The sequence below is a fragment of the Alphaproteobacteria bacterium genome (assembly GCA_033344895.1).
Classification (GTDB): Bacteria; Pseudomonadota; Alphaproteobacteria; order UBA8366; family Aestuariispiraceae; genus Pacificispira.
In genome coordinates this window covers 2,523,851-2,539,956 of record JAWPMN010000001.1, presented here as the reverse complement: position 1 = coordinate 2,539,956, position 16,106 = coordinate 2,523,851, and the positions used below count along the sequence as shown (strand labels likewise).

Genomic DNA, 16,106 nt, shown 5'->3' with positions numbered 1-16,106 from the left:
TCAAGCGTGCTGACTGCGCGACACCAGATCATCACGGGCGGCCAGAACCTTTCGCGCCCCCGCCGCCCAACGCTTCATGTCCTCAACGGTCTGGGGCGGCTGCATGACCGCCGTGATCATCAGCTCCTTGTCCTGCAACCGCTCACATGTCGGACAAAGCCCCGGAGCATAGCTGAGGTTTTCGTTTCTCGGATTCGCTGTGAACGGAAAACCGGAAGGCCCCAGACAGATCTTCTTTTGATACATTGGTTCCAGATAGGTCGGACGCAGATAGCCGGCACGCACGAAAAGTCCTTCAGCCAGCATCGCCTCTGCAAACAGGTTTCTGGACATGCCTGCAGCGGCCTCATCGAACTTCATGGCATACATGTAGAAGACATGACGGTCGCCCGGTTCGACGGCCGGAGGAACGATCGCCGGGATGTCGGATAAGGCTTCGGTCAACGCTTCGGCCAATTCAATTCGCTCGGCGTTCAATCGAGGCAGCTTTTTGAATTGCTCAACAGCAACAGCGGCCTCCATCTCGGTCATCCTCAGGTTCAGCCCGGCTGTGTTAACAATATCCTCGATCCCCATTGCATCGACCACGGCCTCACCGTGATTTCTGAACAATGCTGCCTTCTGGTAGAGGGCAGAATCTTTCATGATCAGAACACCGCCTTCACCCGATTGCATGACCTTATGGCGGTTGAAGCTGAAGATCCCGATATCGCCGACCGTTCCCGTCTGCTGACCCTGGTGGATGGCGTCGGGAGCCTGACTGTTATCCTCAATCAGATAGAGTCCGTGCCGATCAGCGATCCGTCGCAGTTCGCTCAGACGCGCCGCATGGCCAAATATGTTTACCGCACAAATTGCCTTTGTCTGCGGGGTGATATTTGCCTCGACCGACGCCGGATCGATACCGAACGTGCGGTCCTCGATATCGGCGAACACCGGCACTGCGCCAGTCAAAAGAACCGTCGTGGAGGTTGCGCTCATCGTATAGGGGGATGTGATTACTTCGTCCCCTGGGCCCAAGCCGCAGGCCATCATCGCGCAATGCAGGGCCGATGTCGCCGAATTGACCGCAACCGCATGAGCGACGCCGAAGTAGTCCTTCATCATGTCTTGTAGCTCGCGCACCTTCGGCCCGCCCCAGAACGGTTCACCGGGGGAGGCGATGAAGCCGCTCAGTTCCTTCGACGCAATGACCTGCTGCACCGCGCGGGCTTCCTCCTCGCCAATCGCGCTGTTGAACTGAAACGGGCGGTCGGGGTTGATTTTAGGCCCCCCAAGCAGGGCGGGTATTGAAGCGTCACTCATAGCAACTCTCTTCGTTTCATAGAGGTTGTTGGATCAGTTCATCGAGCAGGCGCGCCGGATTGATCGACCGTCCGGCAGATTTCCGGGATAGTTCGACGGCGGCGATTATGGCTGTTGTCGCAAGCGCCTCGCGTCCGAAACAGGCCGGAAGATGAGGAATCGAACCGTCAAGCCAGTTGAAAAGCTGATCGTAGAGTTCGACAAATCCACCAACCGTTCCGGTGTCGACACGGCTCTGCATCAGGTGACGGTAACCGTTATAGTAGGCATTCTCGCAAATGCCCTCTCGCTGTATGGATGCCCCTCCAGCAATCAATCTCAGCCGGCCATTCGGCCCCAACAGGTCGATATCGAACAGATCATAGGGCAAGTCGTCCAAACCGCTCGCTTGAAACGTGAAGCCGTTTTCAAAGTTCAGGACGAAGGACCAGCTTGGATCCGCGGACGTTTCGTTGGCAGCTCCCGGCAACCACAGAACGGACGCAACGGGACCAAACCAGTGCAGCATCAAGTCAATGGCATGGCTCGCATAATGATAGAGGCCTCGCCCATAGTTTAGTTGACCGCAGAGCCATTGATCTGGTTCGGTGGGGCGTTCCCGGATCAGGCGCCGGTCAAACCGCCGGTTATAGTTCACAAGAACCGGGCAGTCGGCCCGTTCGGCCTCCTGCACGATTCGCACTGCCTCTTCCAAACTCCCGGCCAGCGGCTTTTCCACGATGATCGCAGCCGGTTTTCTATCAAGCGCGCGCTGCAAGACTTCGAAGCGACTGTGGACCGGCGTGCAAATCACTACGATTTCACTCTGGCCGGAACTGACCGGAACGTCTTCCAGTTTGCCATGGTATGCAGCGCCCAGTTCAGCGACCGACGACGCAACGCCGGCATTCGGATCCACAACCGCCCGGATTTGAACACGATCCTGACCAAGCGACTGAATTGCCGCGGCATGGCTCAGTGCGACCCCTTTCGCCAGCCCCCTGTTGCCAAGGGCGATCTTGCCGCCGCCGACCAACAGGACGTGCCACGGACTGTGGCAGCGTGTCACTCCGGCCGCCCTTCACTGTCCAGAAACGCCAGCACAGCCTCCATGCCAAAACATGGGTCGGAAGGGTACAGCGCATCAAAGACCCGGCGTGCGAAAGCAAGATCTTCCGGTGTATCGACACACCAATTGTGATGCGACAGATCGCTGTCATTCACAATCGGAAGCACTTTGAAGCGGTCCGGATGGTCGCGAATGTAGACTGCGAACAATTCCCGGTCTTCCGTGGATGTCAGCGTTGCATCCGCCCACTCGATCGCCCGGCGGCTCAGAACGTCGGCGGACAATCCCAACGGATAGGACCATTGAACCCGGTTCGACACAAAATCCGCGTCGCCACTTTCAACGGCAGTCACGATCATTTTCTCAAGGACTGCCGGATCGATGAAAGGGCAATCGCCTCCCGTTTTCAGAATGAAGTCTCCGCCGCGCCCCTTTATTGCGCCGGCAACACGACCCGCCAAATCGTCTTCATCCGGGTGACGGAAGGCCGGAACCCCCTGCTCCGCGCAATAGTCGACCAACGGGTCGTTCCTGGGATCTGTACTGGTCGCCAGGACGATCTCCGTCACATGAGGAACCGCACGCATCCGATCGATCATATGGCCGATCAACGGCTTCCCGGCCAAAGGCGCCAACGCCTTACCCGGAGTCCGGCTGGAGCCCATACGCGCCTGGATAACGCCAAGTACAGGATCAACCGCAGTCACGACTTGTCCTCGCCATTCGCCGCCCGCCCGGCGTCAAATTCGTTCCGTAGAATGGAATACATCACGCTGTCATAGTACCGACCATTGCGATAGACGAACCGGCGGCGTACCCCCTCCTTCACAAACCCCGCACGCTCATAGGAGCGCATGGCGCGGACATTCTCGGCATTCACACCAAGATGAACGCTTTCCAGGTTAAGCGTGTCAAATGCGTAGGAAAGGCTCAACTCGGTCGATCGGGTGCCATGTCCCTGATCCCAGACTGACGGCTCGCCGATCAGGATATTGAATTGGGCACGGCGGGCGATCCAACTGATCTGGTACAGCCCGCAAGTCCCGATCACATTACCGCTGTTCCGCTCACAGATGGCGAAGACGACGCAATCGTCACGGGCCGAGCAAAGCTGCCAGAAATCCGCCAGTTCCTTAGGACGGGTCGGCCGCGCGCCCATCTCCAGCAACTCAGTAACAGCAGGATTGTCCCACCAACCGGCCAACGCTTCCAGGTCCTGCTCCCTGAACCCGCGCAGCACCGTCGATCCGCTGGACAGATATGCCGTCTGTTCCGTCATCACGATGCGCTCGTCCGTTGATATTCGGAGAGTTCCGCCAAATTGTCGTCCTGGAGGGAAGCCTCGAGACTGTCCACAATCATCGCGACCTCACTTTCCTTCACCTCGCGGTTCCGGTTGAAAATGTCCGTACCGATCTGGGCGAAATCTAGCGCATGTTGTTCCAAACCGGCGTAGTAGCGCACACCAAACCGAATCCGATCTTCCTCACTTGGCCATTGCCCCTCATCATTCAGGAGACCCGAAAGCGCGGCAAATCCTTTCTCCGGCGGCAGATATTTCACATGGGGAAGGTGATCCAGGATGCCGCTCTGATGCAGATATACGACTTTCCGCCCCATCACCGCCGCCTCATGCGCGGCAGAACTGGTCACAGCAATAATCAGGTCCGAACGACGAATAATCGGATAACTATGCTCGGTTTCGCTTATGAGCCGGACATTCGGAAACGCCAAAATCCGATCATAGAACTCTTTGCCCCTGCGTCCGATCTGGGCCGGATGCTCCTTCACCAGCAGCAATGTGTCCGCCGGCAGATTCATCGCGATCCGTCCCACCGAATTCAGTTGATCGAAGTAATCCGGAACCAGCGCGTGGAGGGAGATCTCCGGTTCGACCTGCAACGGGAAGAAAACCGTGCGCTTGTCTTCTGGCAGGTCGGCGAGTCGAGTGCATGCGTCGCTGACCAGAAATCTGGCCTGCCTGCGGGCATTCATGATCATGCCGAGCTCGCCCATCATGTAGTAACCGATTTTGGCCTTTCGACTGCGCGACACGTGATATCGGATGTGCTTCCACACATTCCTTGCCATATGTATTGCCATTCGGTCCAGGCGGCGTTGGCTGCGCATACGGGAGACATAGAATTCGAAATCTCCCGTCGGACGAAGCGCCTGCTTGACCCGCTCGACCTCCTCATCGGCCGGCATCGGAAGGCTCGACAGAAGATCCCGCAGATAGGCCGCGTTGTGCTTCTCATCCTCCGCCCAGTAGTAGCGATAGCCGAAACGCGTATGAACCAGGTTGCGCATTTGCCCGCCCGCCAGTCGCGTCGCCGCCGTCAAGGGTCGGGTTGCCATCCCGGTCCCCCCCGTCAAACATACAAACAGAGCTGGCGGGTGCGTCTCTGCAAGTCGGCGGGCAAAATCCGCGAGCACGCCACCGACTCGCCAGATGAGCTCCGGCGTGGCTCTCGCCGTGCTTTTCGATTTCGCGATCTTGTCCGCACCAACCAGAAACGACCGCGCGAACTGGCGATCCGGCAGCAACATATCGCGGACAAACAAATATCCCGTATCGCGCTCAAACTTCTGAAGCGCGACCATCGACTCCTGCAAGGAAGGCAACTTTTCCGGTGCCTGGATGAGAGAATACCGATCCGGGAGTACCAGCACTTCAGCCGGGACATCGGCGGCAATCTGGGACCGGTAGTACCCCGCGTCCTTTTCGGTCGTGCAGAGCAGAACCGGTTTGATGCCGCGGCGTTTGTAGACCTCCCCCGCCAATGGCCCCCAAAGCCAGCGAAGCTCGGTCGCCGGAACGATCCAAAGGTGGCGGTCACCGGGCATTAAACGGTCTCCTCTCCGTACTCGGAATCAACAAAGCCTCTCGCGAAGAGGCGATATTTCTCGTCGTCTTCGGAACGTGGTGTCCCGCTCGAAAAATCCATCGGTTCAATCACATCCAGGGCCACGCGCGCAACGGTCTCGATCGTCGGAGATTCAGGGTGGCCGGCACGCTGCCACTCTTTGCCTCGCCGCTGCCAAACGCGTGGGTTCCGATGCCGGTCAATCCGGTTCCAGAACTCGCTTTCCGAAATTTCCAGCCAATCGAAAAGCGCCTGGCCGTCGGAAGCATCCGCATGTTCGTATCGCTGAACGAGGCGCTGGGCGCTGCCGCGGTCCAGGCGCTTCAAGCGCAGTTCCCGACAGGCATGATCCCTCGCTTTTCCGTACCCATGCTTAGCCATTTTGACTTGGTCATGCAGGCCGGCATAGTGAACGCAATGCACATCGTTGTAACGATCGAACGTGCGATCGAGATCGCCGGTTTCGTAACCGTGTCGCGCAATCATGTCTTCGTGCTGCGCCTTGCTGTCCCACCGGATGTAGTTGTTCAGATAGATGCCGCGTACGCCGATTGCTGCCAGATGACGGTCGTCCGGGTAAAACAGGGGCAGCAGATCGCGTTCCGGAAGACCGCGGGCCTCGTCGACCAAATCTTCCGCCTCCAGCCCCATCAGATCATGGTTCTTCCGATACCATCGGGACATTTCGACTTCATCCAGATGGCTGAACATGCCAACCTGGTCGACCCCCTGATGGGCCCCCCAGATAATCAATGGAGTCCGGTACTGAACAGCGCAGCGAACGGGCCAGACGGTCTCGCCGGCGAGGACCTGCCAGTGAAAACTTCCAAGTTTCTCGAGCGTCGAATGGGTCAGTGCCTTGGCGACAACCGGTGACAATGTGTACTGAACATAGTCACAGTCAAAAATGGTCCGCAAATACGCCAGATTGCGATGTCCTATCGCCGAATTGTAATGGCGATTGTAGGAAACAAGCAGAGGGTTCAAGCCGAGCCGGTTCACGACCACATCGACGATAAAGTAGGAATCCCGACCGCCACTCACCGGAACGATGCAATCGTACCTTTGCCCGGACCGGCTTCGATACAGTTCGACCAGCGCTTCCAACCTGCGAAAACGCGAAGACCAGTCCAACTCGTCCTTTTCCTCATGCACGCGGCAACCGCTGCAAACACCATCGGCATCAAACGTGAGTCCCAGCGGATGCGTGGACGGGTAAAGACAACGCGCGCAGTATTGGATCTCCGAAATCACTGAAGCCGCTCCCCGACCATACGGTCCAATGCCGCTTCTTCTGGCGGCATGGTTCTCCCCGCCCGCGCCACAGAGCGGCCCCGATAGTTGATACGCTCATTCACACGAATGCGTCCGACCTTCTCCTCGCACAGAGCCTTGGCTTGAGCGACGCTGTGTTCGCTGAAAGTCCAGAAATTGGCAGCCCCCACTGCGGCGACCCCAGGCACGGTCACAGCTTCCGCGATATCCTCCGGTTTTCCGGCACCACCAAGTACGATCAGCGGCGCTGTCAGAGGCGCCGCCACCTGCCGCACCAATTCAAGATCAAACCCCGATTTCGAACCATCACGGTCGACGCTGTTCAGAAGGATTTCGCCAGCGCCGGAATCGGCGAGTGTCCTTGCAAATTCCCCAACATCAACGCTGGGGACGGGCACCCATCGATTGAACAGCCGTGCCTCGCCTTGCGGGTCACGTTGAACATCTATGGAGGCAACGACACATTGGCGACCATACAAATCAGCGATACCCCGCACGAGCCGCGGCGAGTGGAAAGCCGCGGTGTTGATCGCGACCTTATCCGCCCCATTCGAAATGACGTTGTGGGCATCCTCCACAGTCCGAACGCCTCCGGCCGCGGTCAATGGTGTGGAAATTGCGGCGCTAACGCGGCCGATCAGTTCGATATCCGGACCCGTTCCCCGTGGGGTCGCGTCGATATCGAACAGGACGATTTCATCGACCTGCCAACGATCCAGGGTTTCGGCAATAATCGCGGGGTCGCCCAGAGGCAGATAACGGTGAAAGCCAATACTTTGCACCGCCCACCCGTCCTTGACGACGATACCGGCAATGATCCGCCTCTTAAGCAAGGGTCGTGATCCTAGGCAACCGCACGCTTGGTCCGCGCGGCGGTAAAAGAAACGAAGTTCCCGAACAGCGCCGCACCATCGCGCTGGCTGCGTTCGGGATGAAACTGTACGGCACGAATATTGTTCCGCGACAAGGCCGCGGCAAACCGTTCGGCACCGTAGACGACCTCAGCGACCGTATCGTCCCGGTTCGCTCCGACATAGGCGAAGGAATGGTCGAAGAAGAAGTGCGGGCGATCGGGAAGTCCCCGGAAAAGTCCGTCGAACCGGGCGACCGAAACATCGTTCCATCCGACATGGGGAACAGGACAGTCCTGACCGCCCTTCAGGCGTTCACAATGGCCGGGTAGCCATCCGAGACCATCGGTCCATTGCCCGCCTTCATCGGACCCTTCGCCGATCAACTGCATCCCAATACAGATACCAAGGAATGGTTTCTGGCGCTCCACGACATTGGAATGAAGCGGATCCATGAACCCGCCTGATTTCAGGCATTCCATAGCCGCCCTGAAGGCTCCCACCCCTGGCAAAACGATTCCGTCTACCTCATCCAAGCCTGCAGGATCACGCAGGATCGCAACATCCGCGCCACATCTGTGCAAGGCCAGTTCGACACTGCGAATATTCCCGATACTGATATCGATGATCGCAATCTTCATGACCGCTTCGCCCCCGCCGGGCCTGCTGCCGCGGAAGCAGACCTGCCTCGCTCTTCGATCAGCTCCGTAGTCGGTGGGTGGCGATGCTCCCAGCGCCCTTCATTGTTCAGCCGCCAGATTTCCTTGTTGCGGATTCGGTTCTCAACCTCGTCGAAAGTGGCCCTGTCAATTTCGAGGTATCGGCAGAACTGGTCGATCAGCTCATCATCCAGGATACCGTCGTACTTGAGCGCAAGTTCGACTGCTTCATCCCGGCTCATTCCACCGTAGCGCACATAGACACTGACCTGCTGAATGACCTTGCCGAATCCAAGTTTCACCGATTTCAAATACTGATTCAGATGAACGAAATCCTCGTCCACGGATTCATAGGGATTGAGCGAACCGGTATAGGCTGGATCCGCCATCTTCCCGGTCCGCGGATGGAATCGGCGCGACTTGGCGAATTCAGTATTCGCCACATCGTGAAAGTCGCGAAAAAAGTAACCGATATAGATCATGCGAAGTTTTAACTTCGCACACGTTTCCGCATCGGGAATATCGTACCAAAACAAGCGGTTTCTCGAGATACCTTTAGCAACCCAACTGTCGACCGAACCATCCCGGAGTGTGTCGTAGGACCGGAATCCGGCAGCATCGGCATCCTGCGTCCCCGCTTCCGCACCGAATGCCAGGGCTGGATTCTCTCCCAAAATCGCGAGAGGGATCTGCATGGTGGTCGCTGTCTTCACCACTGAGCAGAAAAGCGCCAACTCCGTCGGCCGCGTCCATTGCGCCTGCTCCAGAAAGGCGATCCGCATCATCTGTTTCCAGGTCCGCGGCCCAGGCGAGACATAGTGAAGATCGAAACCTTCACTGACCAGATTCGACAGGTTGCGCTGCCCCCGGTCCGACGCTTGCTCGGGCGGGTAGGAGCAACAGACCAGCAGCGGCTTCAGCCCAAGTTCGTCCCGGGCGATTATCGCCTGCCGTAAACTGTCCTTCCCACCACTTACCCCGATCAAGCAGTCGTATGGTCCCTCCGCCGCGGCCTTGGTTTCGGCAACAAGCCGATCCAACTGCCGGCGGCGTTCGTCCCAATCGATAGCGTCATGGGTCTCGGCATACCGGCAGGGTCGACAGACTCCTTCACTGTCGAGGACCTGTCCCGGTCGGAAAACCGGTTCCAGGCATCGCGCGCAGTAATGGCGTTCGGACATTGGTGAGGAACTCGAAGGTCGTTCAGGATTGATCTCTCTGTCTTACTTCAGAAGAAACTTCAGTCCCTTTTCGCGCAGGAAGCGTTCAATCGGACCTTTTGGCCGATAATGGAAATCCACCTTTTTCGAAACTTCCTGGTACTTGGCACGGTTCATCCGCGCATCGGGATCAACCCGCATGAACGCCAGATAGCTCTGGCTGGACAGCAAGTCCTCGGCCCCGACATCGGGACGGAAGCGTCGAATATCCTCCAGCGCTTCGCGGAACCGCGCATGATCGTCAATCGCGTATCCCAACGGCGTAATGCCTCGACGCTGCGCATACTTGTAGGGAGCGACTGCCATCCTATGGACGACCGGAACCAAATTCGCCTGCAAGGCCGCCTCGATGTAATCCTTCTGCGTCGGGCGGTCTGTATCATAGTACTCATACAGATTCCGGACTTCTGCTGCGTTGTCCGGGTACTGACGTTTGACGTAGTCCTCGCGTTCTTCGTCATCCAGACGCTGAATGGCATAAGGGAACAGCCCGTTGGCACGAACCGCCGCGTTTCCGCCCCACCAGTTGGCAACGTACATGTAAAAAATTCCGCCGACTTCCAGCATATCCGCGACCTTCTGGAAGAGTTCCTTGGAGCGGAACCACTCAACGCAGGAAAACGCGGTTATCAGGTCATACCGTTCCTCATGCTTATAGACGTCCGCTTCCCAGAACGCGTCCAGTTTCGGCTCTGCGACCAGTTTGTTGTTGTAAATGGTTTTGGGCAGCATGATCCCGCTGGCGCGGTAAACGGAAAGCCGCGGCGTCTGCACTTTCTGAACGATCGCGCGTTGCATCGGAGTGAGATCCTCCGGATCGCGATCGGACAAGCGCTCGACATACCCGTCGACATATTTCAGATGGCGCATCCGGCGATGCAGTTTTTGCAGCGTCTCGGGTTTGATCGCGCTAGCCCGGTCGACGATATCGATACCGTGTGCTTCCTCGACCACACCGATCCCTTTCAGAATGGCGGGCTGCACACCGAAACCGCAGCCGATATCCAGCATGCGCTTGAACTTGCGTTTGACCGGCAAGCCCCTAAGCAGTTCGGGGACCATGCAGGCATGCGCGTAACGGTGCGAATAGGACCAGAGCGAAATCTTGCTTTCCTTCAGCCGGACGGAGTCCTTGTTCTCTGAGGAAATCTTGTCGTAATCGCCCGCGACCAAAGTGCTGGCGCGATCGACATAGTCACTGATCGCCGCGGTATTGGTGAATTTGCCGCGGGTACGATCCATAAACTCCAGGTGGCCCGGATTGTAGTCTATCTCGCGTCCTTTGCTGGTAACGAAGGTCTCGCGCTCAGCAGCCCCTTCTGCAGCATCGGCGCTGGCCGGTTTCGATGGCGCTGCCTTGGTTGCGGATTTCGTCATGGTCTCAAGTCTCCAGTCAATGCGCGATAGGGTACGAACCGGTCTATGCCGGATGCACAGTTTTGGGTCAGAATACGATCTTCCGAACCGTACCGTCGGGATCGTCCATATAAAGTTCTGTCTTGGCGGCGGTTCGCTGCCAGTACTCATCCTGAACCGTAAGGTTCCGGTTCCGAACCTCCGGGTTCAGCTTTAGGAATTCCACGGTTTCGCTCAGCCCGAATGGCCCATCCGGACGTTCGAGTGCCTCAAAGATCGCCTGAAACACCTCAAGATCGACCGGGTAGTCCAGTGTCAATCGAGCATCCGGCAAGCTGTGCGCCGGGTCCGTTCGCTGGATGACCTCGTGTCGGCAAAGACCGGATTTGGTGAAGAAGTAGATGAAACCGGTGTCGTTGCGGCCCTGTCTGTAAGACCGGATCACCTTGTCCATTGCCCGACGTGTGAAGGCCTTCGTCGCCGTACCTAGCGGAAGGCCATCGACGGTTACAATGTCGACCTCCGAATCCTCCAGCAGGCGCGCCATGACAACGTCCATGTATTCTGTTGCTGAAAGAGGGTCGTCGCCATCAGCCTGAATGACCGCATCAAAATCGAAAGCCCGCATGGCACCGTCGAAACGGGCGATAATGTCATCCGTTTCCCCGCGATACACAGAGTATCCGGCTTCGGTGACAACCTTCTCAAGCGGGTCATCCGACGCGTCGGTCGTCGCACACACCACGACGTGTTCCGGCGACGAAATGAACCGGCAGGCCGCCACTCGTTCCAGAAGACGCAAAATGACCGGCTTACCGGCCAGGTCCATGAGCGCCTTGCCAGGCAACCGCTCGGACGTCAAACGCACAGGGATCAGGGCACCGATTTTCATTTCAGGGTTTCCTTAGCGCGAAGCTGCAAACGCCGCTTATTCGTCATCCGCTCTCGGGTCAACACCGGTCTGGCGTGACCAGGTGCTGCGATACCAACCTGGTTGCGCCGCGAGGTCTTCATGCTTGCCATGCGCCTCTACCCTGCCATTTCGAATAACGACGATCTGGTCGGCTCCCTCGATTGCGCGCAGTTGGTGTCCCACGATGATGATCGTTGTGTCCGTCTGCTCGCGAATCTTTTTCAACGCGTCGGCAATCCGCGCCGCGCTTTCGCCATCCACATTGCTCGTCGGTTCATCCAGGATGAGGATGGAGGAACGCCGGGCGAGCGCACGCGCCAGTTCGACACGTTGCCTCTGCCCTCCGCTCAATCCGGTCCCACTCTCGCCCAGATGGGTGGCATACCCTTTTGGCAACCGGTCGATGAACTCTGCCGCATTGGCAAGGTTTGCAGCTTCCTCAATCGACTTTTGGTCCAGTTCACCCATTCCATAGCCGATATGCTCCGCAATCGTACCGGAGAGCAGTGTGGGACTCTGGCTGACATAGGCGCATTGGGCGCGCAGATCATCAATCCGGATGTCCTCCAACGGCGTCCCGTTGACCGTGACGCGGCCAAGGGTGGGCACCCTGAGCCGGGGCAACAAATCGATCAGTGTCGATTTCCCGCTGCCGGACGGCCCAACAATCGCGGTCATCTGCTTGCCGGGGATTGACATGTTGATGCCATCCAGCGCCTGACGGTCGGCATCGGGATAGGAAAAGCTTACATCCTCAAAGCGGATTTCCTCGACAGGAAGTGGCAGGCTGCTTACGCCTGCGGACTGCTCTCGAGCAGACGCCAGTTCTTCCGCGACCGCGAGAATGTTCTCGGCAGAGGCGCGCACTCGCAAGTAGGCCTGCCATCCGCGCATGGATTGTTTCACCATGGGCGCCAATCGGGCCAGGATGACCAGAAACATGCCAACTGTCGGCAAGTCCGCGCCGTAGACCACGACCGCGGCGACCAGCAGCGGAATGCCGATCACCAACGCAAGCGGCTCAATTCCGATTTCGGTCACGGCAATCGCCTTGATGGATTGCACGTTCTTTTTTTCCTGGCGATTCAACAGCCGGGTCGCATTGTACACTTCGAAGTCTTCGGACTGGGTCAGCCGGATAAGGCGCCCTGCGCGACAGCGTTCGAGGAAGTGCTGAGCATAGTCCGCATTTGCCGTGACGATCTCGCGGCTGAGATCCCGGACACGGCGCAGCAGATTGCGCATGCCAAACCCCACCGCCCCCAGAACGGCGATCACCGCAAGGGCGGCCAATGGGGACAGCCAGAACAGCAGCAACACGTAGCCGACGGTAAAGGCGCAGGCGTTCAGAAATTCCAGAAGCGTACTGATGGATTGAGAGGCCTGAGTGGTCTCTGTCGTCATCGAGTTTGCAAACGGGCCTGAATACAGACGTTCCTGATAATCAAGCCTCGCCGCCAGAAAATCCAGGAAGAGCAAGCGCCGGATTCTCCGGGCCTGCATGAAACTGAGCGACGCCTGGTAGACAAGGCGCAGATAGGTCACCGCCTGCCGAAACAGCAGAAATCCAGCTGAAAGCGCCACAACGGCAGCAATACCCGGCTCAACTCCGAACCAGCCGAATGCCGTGTGCAACCCACCCCAGACACGGGATGTCGCCAACAGTGAATCCATTTCACCTTCATTCAACAGATACTCACCGATCGGGTACAACATCGTGAGACCGAGGGCGTCGAACAGGACACCCGCCAATCCCAGCCCCGCCACGGCGGCAACCTGAATTTTCTTTACCCCACAAAGCCGGGCAATTTTCACCACAGTGGATCGCGAGGCGGTGTTCTCATCGAGAACCGCTCTGCCGGCGCTCATGCCCAACTGCTTACTCATGGCATTACTCACTGATTCGAATCCCGTAGCGGCGCTTCAGAGTCCGGGCGAACCGCTCCCGCAGGTAAAGCGACAATGGTGTGTGTGTGGGGTCGGACCGAAAGATATCCAAATGTTCGTGATCCGAGATGTAAGGCACCGACAATCCATCATGCCGCACGTGATACGTCAGCACTCGATTTGTCGCGGTTATCTGAAGGCGCGTATCAAGCCTGGTTTCGCCTGGCCGCAATAGCTTCGTGAGGTCCAGCTTAACCGCGGACCGGGCCGCGACGCGCGTTCGTTTGAATTCCCGGCCGTCTGCCGTCTTGCCTGAAACGAGAAGCGCCCTTGTGTATGGATTAACAAGGGACAGGGATTCTAAACATCCGCGTTCCAGATCGATGCAGATAACCGGATATGATTCGACAAAAGCTTTGTTTTCCGCGACCGAGGCAATAACGGACGGCGCACCGAACTTGTAGCTGCCGTCGGCGCGGAATGACTGCCGTCCTTCCCGGAAATAGAGGCCGTAGAGTTCTGGCGGCGCCTTAGTGGAAAAGACGGCTTTTCCGTCCGGGTTCAAAATTTCCACCTCGATAAAACCCGGTTGCAGACCGTCGTCAGCATCGCTTTTGGCCGGAATCGAGAACTCCTCGACGCCGGCGGCGGCTGCCGGGTCACTGAAATCAATTTGCCGCACCTCTTCGAAGACAAGGCTGCCGTCTATGGTGGCCCTCACCTCGACCTGCACCCGGGCGCTGCGTTCCGCCAGGCGTTTAGCGATCAGCGCCCCTGGGACCGCGAGGGACATTTCGTATCCAACGGGCTTCGAGAAAACCAAAGGGATCAGATAATGGTAGGCCATTGGCTCAGGCCTCGGCCGGATGATCGATCGCGACACGATCGAGATTGGGCGATGCGGTCAACAGATGCGTCTTGCACCCCCCGTCCACTTTGGCTGTGACAGCCGCTATTTTTTTCACGCCTTGTGCGCGGGCCGCCGCTACCGCATCGAGTTCTATGAGCCGGGCGCCAAATGCCGGTATGCGGATCTGGCAGTCGTCGGCATTCAAGGGATAATCAATCTGAACCGTCAGCACACGGCTGTCCGCATTGGTGACGGCCAGAAAGGATCGCTCCCCATCCGGCTTCACCGCCAAACTGAAATGATAGGTGCCAATTCCGGCCGGCCCCTGGGAATGGACCGAACCGTTGCCCGAACGCCCCTCGATCAACAATTGCGGCCGGGTAGTGCCCCGGGTCGACGGGGACTTCCAGCGGCGGCTCGTCTCCACGGCGCCGCAGACCAACTCGCCTTCACTTGGCGCACGGCCCGCGCGGACTGCCGATTCCAGCAGGGTTTCGCTCAGCGGAACCGAAATCATACCGTTGGGCGGAATGGTGTGCTGCTCCCTCTTCAAAACGCGCCCATCCCCGTCACGAAGTACGATCGACGCTGTCATCGAGCTACAGGATTTTTCCGCATCGGTGAAAACCGGATCGTTGGCGATCCGCACCGATTGCTGCAGTCCGGCGCCTGCAACAACCGGCGAAAAGTCCCGAAGCATGACTGGGTGCATCGGCGCGATCCGGTCCAGCATCCGCAATCCGGACCGCAGGAAAGCACGAAGGCTCAGATCGAGGCGTTTCGAAGTTCTGCCCGCGCCCGTGCCGTCGCCTGATTTTGCCGCAACCCCGGACCGAACCAGTGTATCAAAGCGATCGACATAGATCGTCTCCAGATCCAGCCTGCACGCCGTGCATTTTGAACCCGCACCGCTTTTTGCCAGCAATCGCTCGAAATCCAGTTCCGGATTCTCTGTCATTACATTGACAAAGTCGGCGGTCGTCAGTTCCAGGCAGGTACAGACAATCCGGCCCACAGCTACCCCGTCGTCGGACATGGTGTCGCTCATCGCCCCGTTTCTCTTCCGTCAATCACTCAAACATGGGTGAAGCGGAACATCTTCTGGGTGGTCTGGGTCGGCAGCTTGAAGTCGGCCCAATCTTCCATTTCCTGCGATACGAGTCGTGCTTCTTCGGCCATTTTCCGGATTTGATCGCGGGTGAACCAATAGTCCTTGGCGTTCGTGGAGAAGGCTTCGTCAGAGATATCGAAGGTAACGAAGATCTGCCCCTTCGGCTTCAGGTGGCGCGCCAGGCTTTTGAGGCAAACATGACATTCGCTCAGCGGCATATGGGCAAACACGTCATGGGCAAGGATATAGTCATATCGGACATCACCGAGTTCCCGCGCCTCCGCGGTCGTAAGGACCACGGTACGATAGCCGGACCTGTCGAACCCTTTCTCCGCGAGGATACCAACCCCTTTTTCGATCCGGTTCTCCGAAATGTCGGCCGCCGTATATCGGCCTTCCTCCAGATATGGCAGCAGATGCAGACCGACCCTTAGAATGCCGCACCCATATTCCAGAACGTCGTGATCCGGCTTCAGGTCATGGTGCTTCAGGTAGTTTACCTGAATGACGGCATTGTCGAGATACTTCTGAGACAGCGGGCGGTTGGCCTTGCTGCTTTTTTCGGCCATGCGATTCATCCGGCGGCGATACCATTCGGTATATGTTTCGCCGCGAATCTTGGTGCTCCAAAAGAGATCCAAGCGTTCCAGGGGTCGGTAGAAGAAACGCGACTTGATGGATTTGGAATCGCCGCGAAGCCAATCCATGAATTTCGCCATAACGGAAGTATCTTTCGTCATTACCTTGTCCTCAATACGGAAGCG

Annotated in this window: 15 protein-coding genes; all 15 read right to left on the bottom strand. The window is 57.8% G+C overall.

Annotated features, from left to right (window positions below):
• The 15 genes from R8L07_12415 to R8L07_12345 all read right to left on the bottom strand — a co-directional run bounded on the left by R8L07_12415 (position 1) and on the right by R8L07_12345 (position 16,082).
• Positions 1–1,305 (bottom strand): DegT/DnrJ/EryC1/StrS family aminotransferase, encoded by a 1,305-nt coding sequence (locus R8L07_12415; protein ID MDW3206331.1) that lies wholly within the window; start codon positions 1,303–1,305, stop codon positions 1–3.
• Between the two features lie 16 nt (positions 1,306–1,321).
• On the bottom strand, positions 1,322–2,320 hold the full coding sequence (locus tag R8L07_12410; GenBank protein MDW3206330.1) for a Gfo/Idh/MocA family oxidoreductase: 999 nt from the start codon (positions 2,318–2,320) through the stop codon (positions 1,322–1,324).
• 29 nt (positions 2,321–2,349) lie between these two features.
• On the bottom strand, positions 2,350–3,060 hold the full coding sequence (locus R8L07_12405) for a glycosyltransferase family protein (GenBank protein MDW3206329.1): 711 nt from the start codon (positions 3,058–3,060) through the stop codon (positions 2,350–2,352).
• On the bottom strand, positions 3,057–3,632 hold the full coding sequence (locus R8L07_12400; protein ID MDW3206328.1) for a GNAT family protein: 576 nt from the start codon (positions 3,630–3,632) through the stop codon (positions 3,057–3,059). The genes R8L07_12405 and R8L07_12400 overlap by 4 nt, the downstream gene beginning before the upstream one ends.
• On the bottom strand, positions 3,632–5,137 hold the full coding sequence (locus tag R8L07_12395) for a hypothetical protein (protein MDW3206327.1): 1,506 nt from the start codon (positions 5,135–5,137) through the stop codon (positions 3,632–3,634). Before R8L07_12395 ends, R8L07_12400 begins: the two co-directional genes overlap by 1 nt.
• A gap of 62 nt (positions 5,138–5,199) precedes the next feature.
• A complete protein-coding gene (locus tag R8L07_12390; protein ID MDW3206326.1) occupies positions 5,200–6,474 on the bottom strand; it encodes an N-acetyl sugar amidotransferase in 1,275 nt (424 codons plus the stop codon).
• Positions 6,471–7,328, bottom strand: coding sequence for a HisA/HisF-related TIM barrel protein (locus tag R8L07_12385; protein MDW3206325.1), 858 nt, complete (start codon positions 7,326–7,328; stop codon positions 6,471–6,473). Before R8L07_12385 ends, R8L07_12390 begins: the two co-directional genes overlap by 4 nt.
• A gap of 11 nt (positions 7,329–7,339) precedes the next feature.
• Positions 7,340–7,987: an imidazole glycerol phosphate synthase subunit HisH gene (gene hisH / locus R8L07_12380; protein ID MDW3206324.1), complete on the bottom strand. Its 648-nt coding sequence runs from the start codon at positions 7,985–7,987 to the stop codon at positions 7,340–7,342.
• Positions 7,984–9,186, bottom strand: a complete 1,203-nt coding sequence (locus R8L07_12375; protein ID MDW3206323.1) for an N-acetyl sugar amidotransferase — start codon at positions 9,184–9,186, stop codon at positions 7,984–7,986. Before R8L07_12375 ends, hisH begins: the two co-directional genes overlap by 4 nt.
• A gap of 42 nt (positions 9,187–9,228) precedes the next feature.
• The gene (locus R8L07_12370; GenBank protein MDW3206322.1) at positions 9,229–10,602 is read right to left on the bottom strand and encodes a methyltransferase domain-containing protein; all 1,374 of its coding nucleotides are present in this window, start codon (positions 10,600–10,602) and stop codon (positions 9,229–9,231) included.
• Positions 10,603–10,669: 67 nt separating this feature from the next.
• The gene (locus R8L07_12365; GenBank protein ID MDW3206321.1) at positions 10,670–11,473 is read right to left on the bottom strand and encodes a hypothetical protein; all 804 of its coding nucleotides are present in this window, start codon (positions 11,471–11,473) and stop codon (positions 10,670–10,672) included.
• Positions 11,474–11,509: 36 nt separating this feature from the next.
• A complete protein-coding gene (locus R8L07_12360) occupies positions 11,510–13,381 on the bottom strand; it encodes an ABC transporter ATP-binding protein (protein MDW3206320.1) in 1,872 nt (623 codons plus the stop codon).
• Positions 13,382–13,385: 4 nt separating this feature from the next.
• A complete protein-coding gene (locus R8L07_12355) occupies positions 13,386–14,228 on the bottom strand; it encodes a hypothetical protein (GenBank protein MDW3206319.1) in 843 nt (280 codons plus the stop codon).
• A gap of 4 nt (positions 14,229–14,232) precedes the next feature.
• Positions 14,233–15,279, bottom strand: a complete 1,047-nt coding sequence (locus R8L07_12350) for a hypothetical protein (GenBank protein ID MDW3206318.1) — start codon at positions 15,277–15,279, stop codon at positions 14,233–14,235.
• A gap of 26 nt (positions 15,280–15,305) precedes the next feature.
• Positions 15,306–16,082 (bottom strand): class I SAM-dependent methyltransferase, encoded by a 777-nt coding sequence (locus tag R8L07_12345; GenBank protein MDW3206317.1) that lies wholly within the window; start codon positions 16,080–16,082, stop codon positions 15,306–15,308.
• Positions 16,083–16,106 lie beyond the last annotated feature (24 nt).

Bases quoted from the DNA above. Each gene is read 5' to 3' on its own strand.
- R8L07_12415 (MDW3206331.1), bottom strand. From the start codon at position 1,305: ATGAGTGACGCTTCAATACCCGCCCTGCTTGGGGGGCCTAAAATCAAC.
- R8L07_12400 (MDW3206328.1), bottom strand. From the start codon at position 3,632: ATGACGGAACAGACGGCATATCTGTCCAGCGGATCGACGGTGCTGCGC.
- hisH (MDW3206324.1), bottom strand. From the start codon at position 7,987: ATGAAGATTGCGATCATCGATATCAGTATCGGGAATATTCGCAGTGTC.
- R8L07_12375 (MDW3206323.1), bottom strand. From the start codon at position 9,186: ATGTCCGAACGCCATTACTGCGCGCGATGCCTGGAACCGGTTTTCCGA.
- R8L07_12370 (MDW3206322.1), bottom strand. From the start codon at position 10,602: ATGACGAAATCCGCAACCAAGGCAGCGCCATCGAAACCGGCCAGCGCC.
- R8L07_12365 (MDW3206321.1), bottom strand. From the start codon at position 11,473: ATGAAAATCGGTGCCCTGATCCCTGTGCGTTTGACGTCCGAGCGGTTG.
- R8L07_12360 (MDW3206320.1), bottom strand. From the start codon at position 13,381: ATGAGTAAGCAGTTGGGCATGAGCGCCGGCAGAGCGGTTCTCGATGAG.
- R8L07_12355 (MDW3206319.1), bottom strand. From the start codon at position 14,228: ATGGCCTACCATTATCTGATCCCTTTGGTTTTCTCGAAGCCCGTTGGA.
- R8L07_12350 (MDW3206318.1), bottom strand. From the start codon at position 15,279: ATGAGCGACACCATGTCCGACGACGGGGTAGCTGTGGGCCGGATTGTC.
- R8L07_12345 (MDW3206317.1), bottom strand. From the start codon at position 16,082: ATGACGAAAGATACTTCCGTTATGGCGAAATTCATGGATTGGCTTCGC.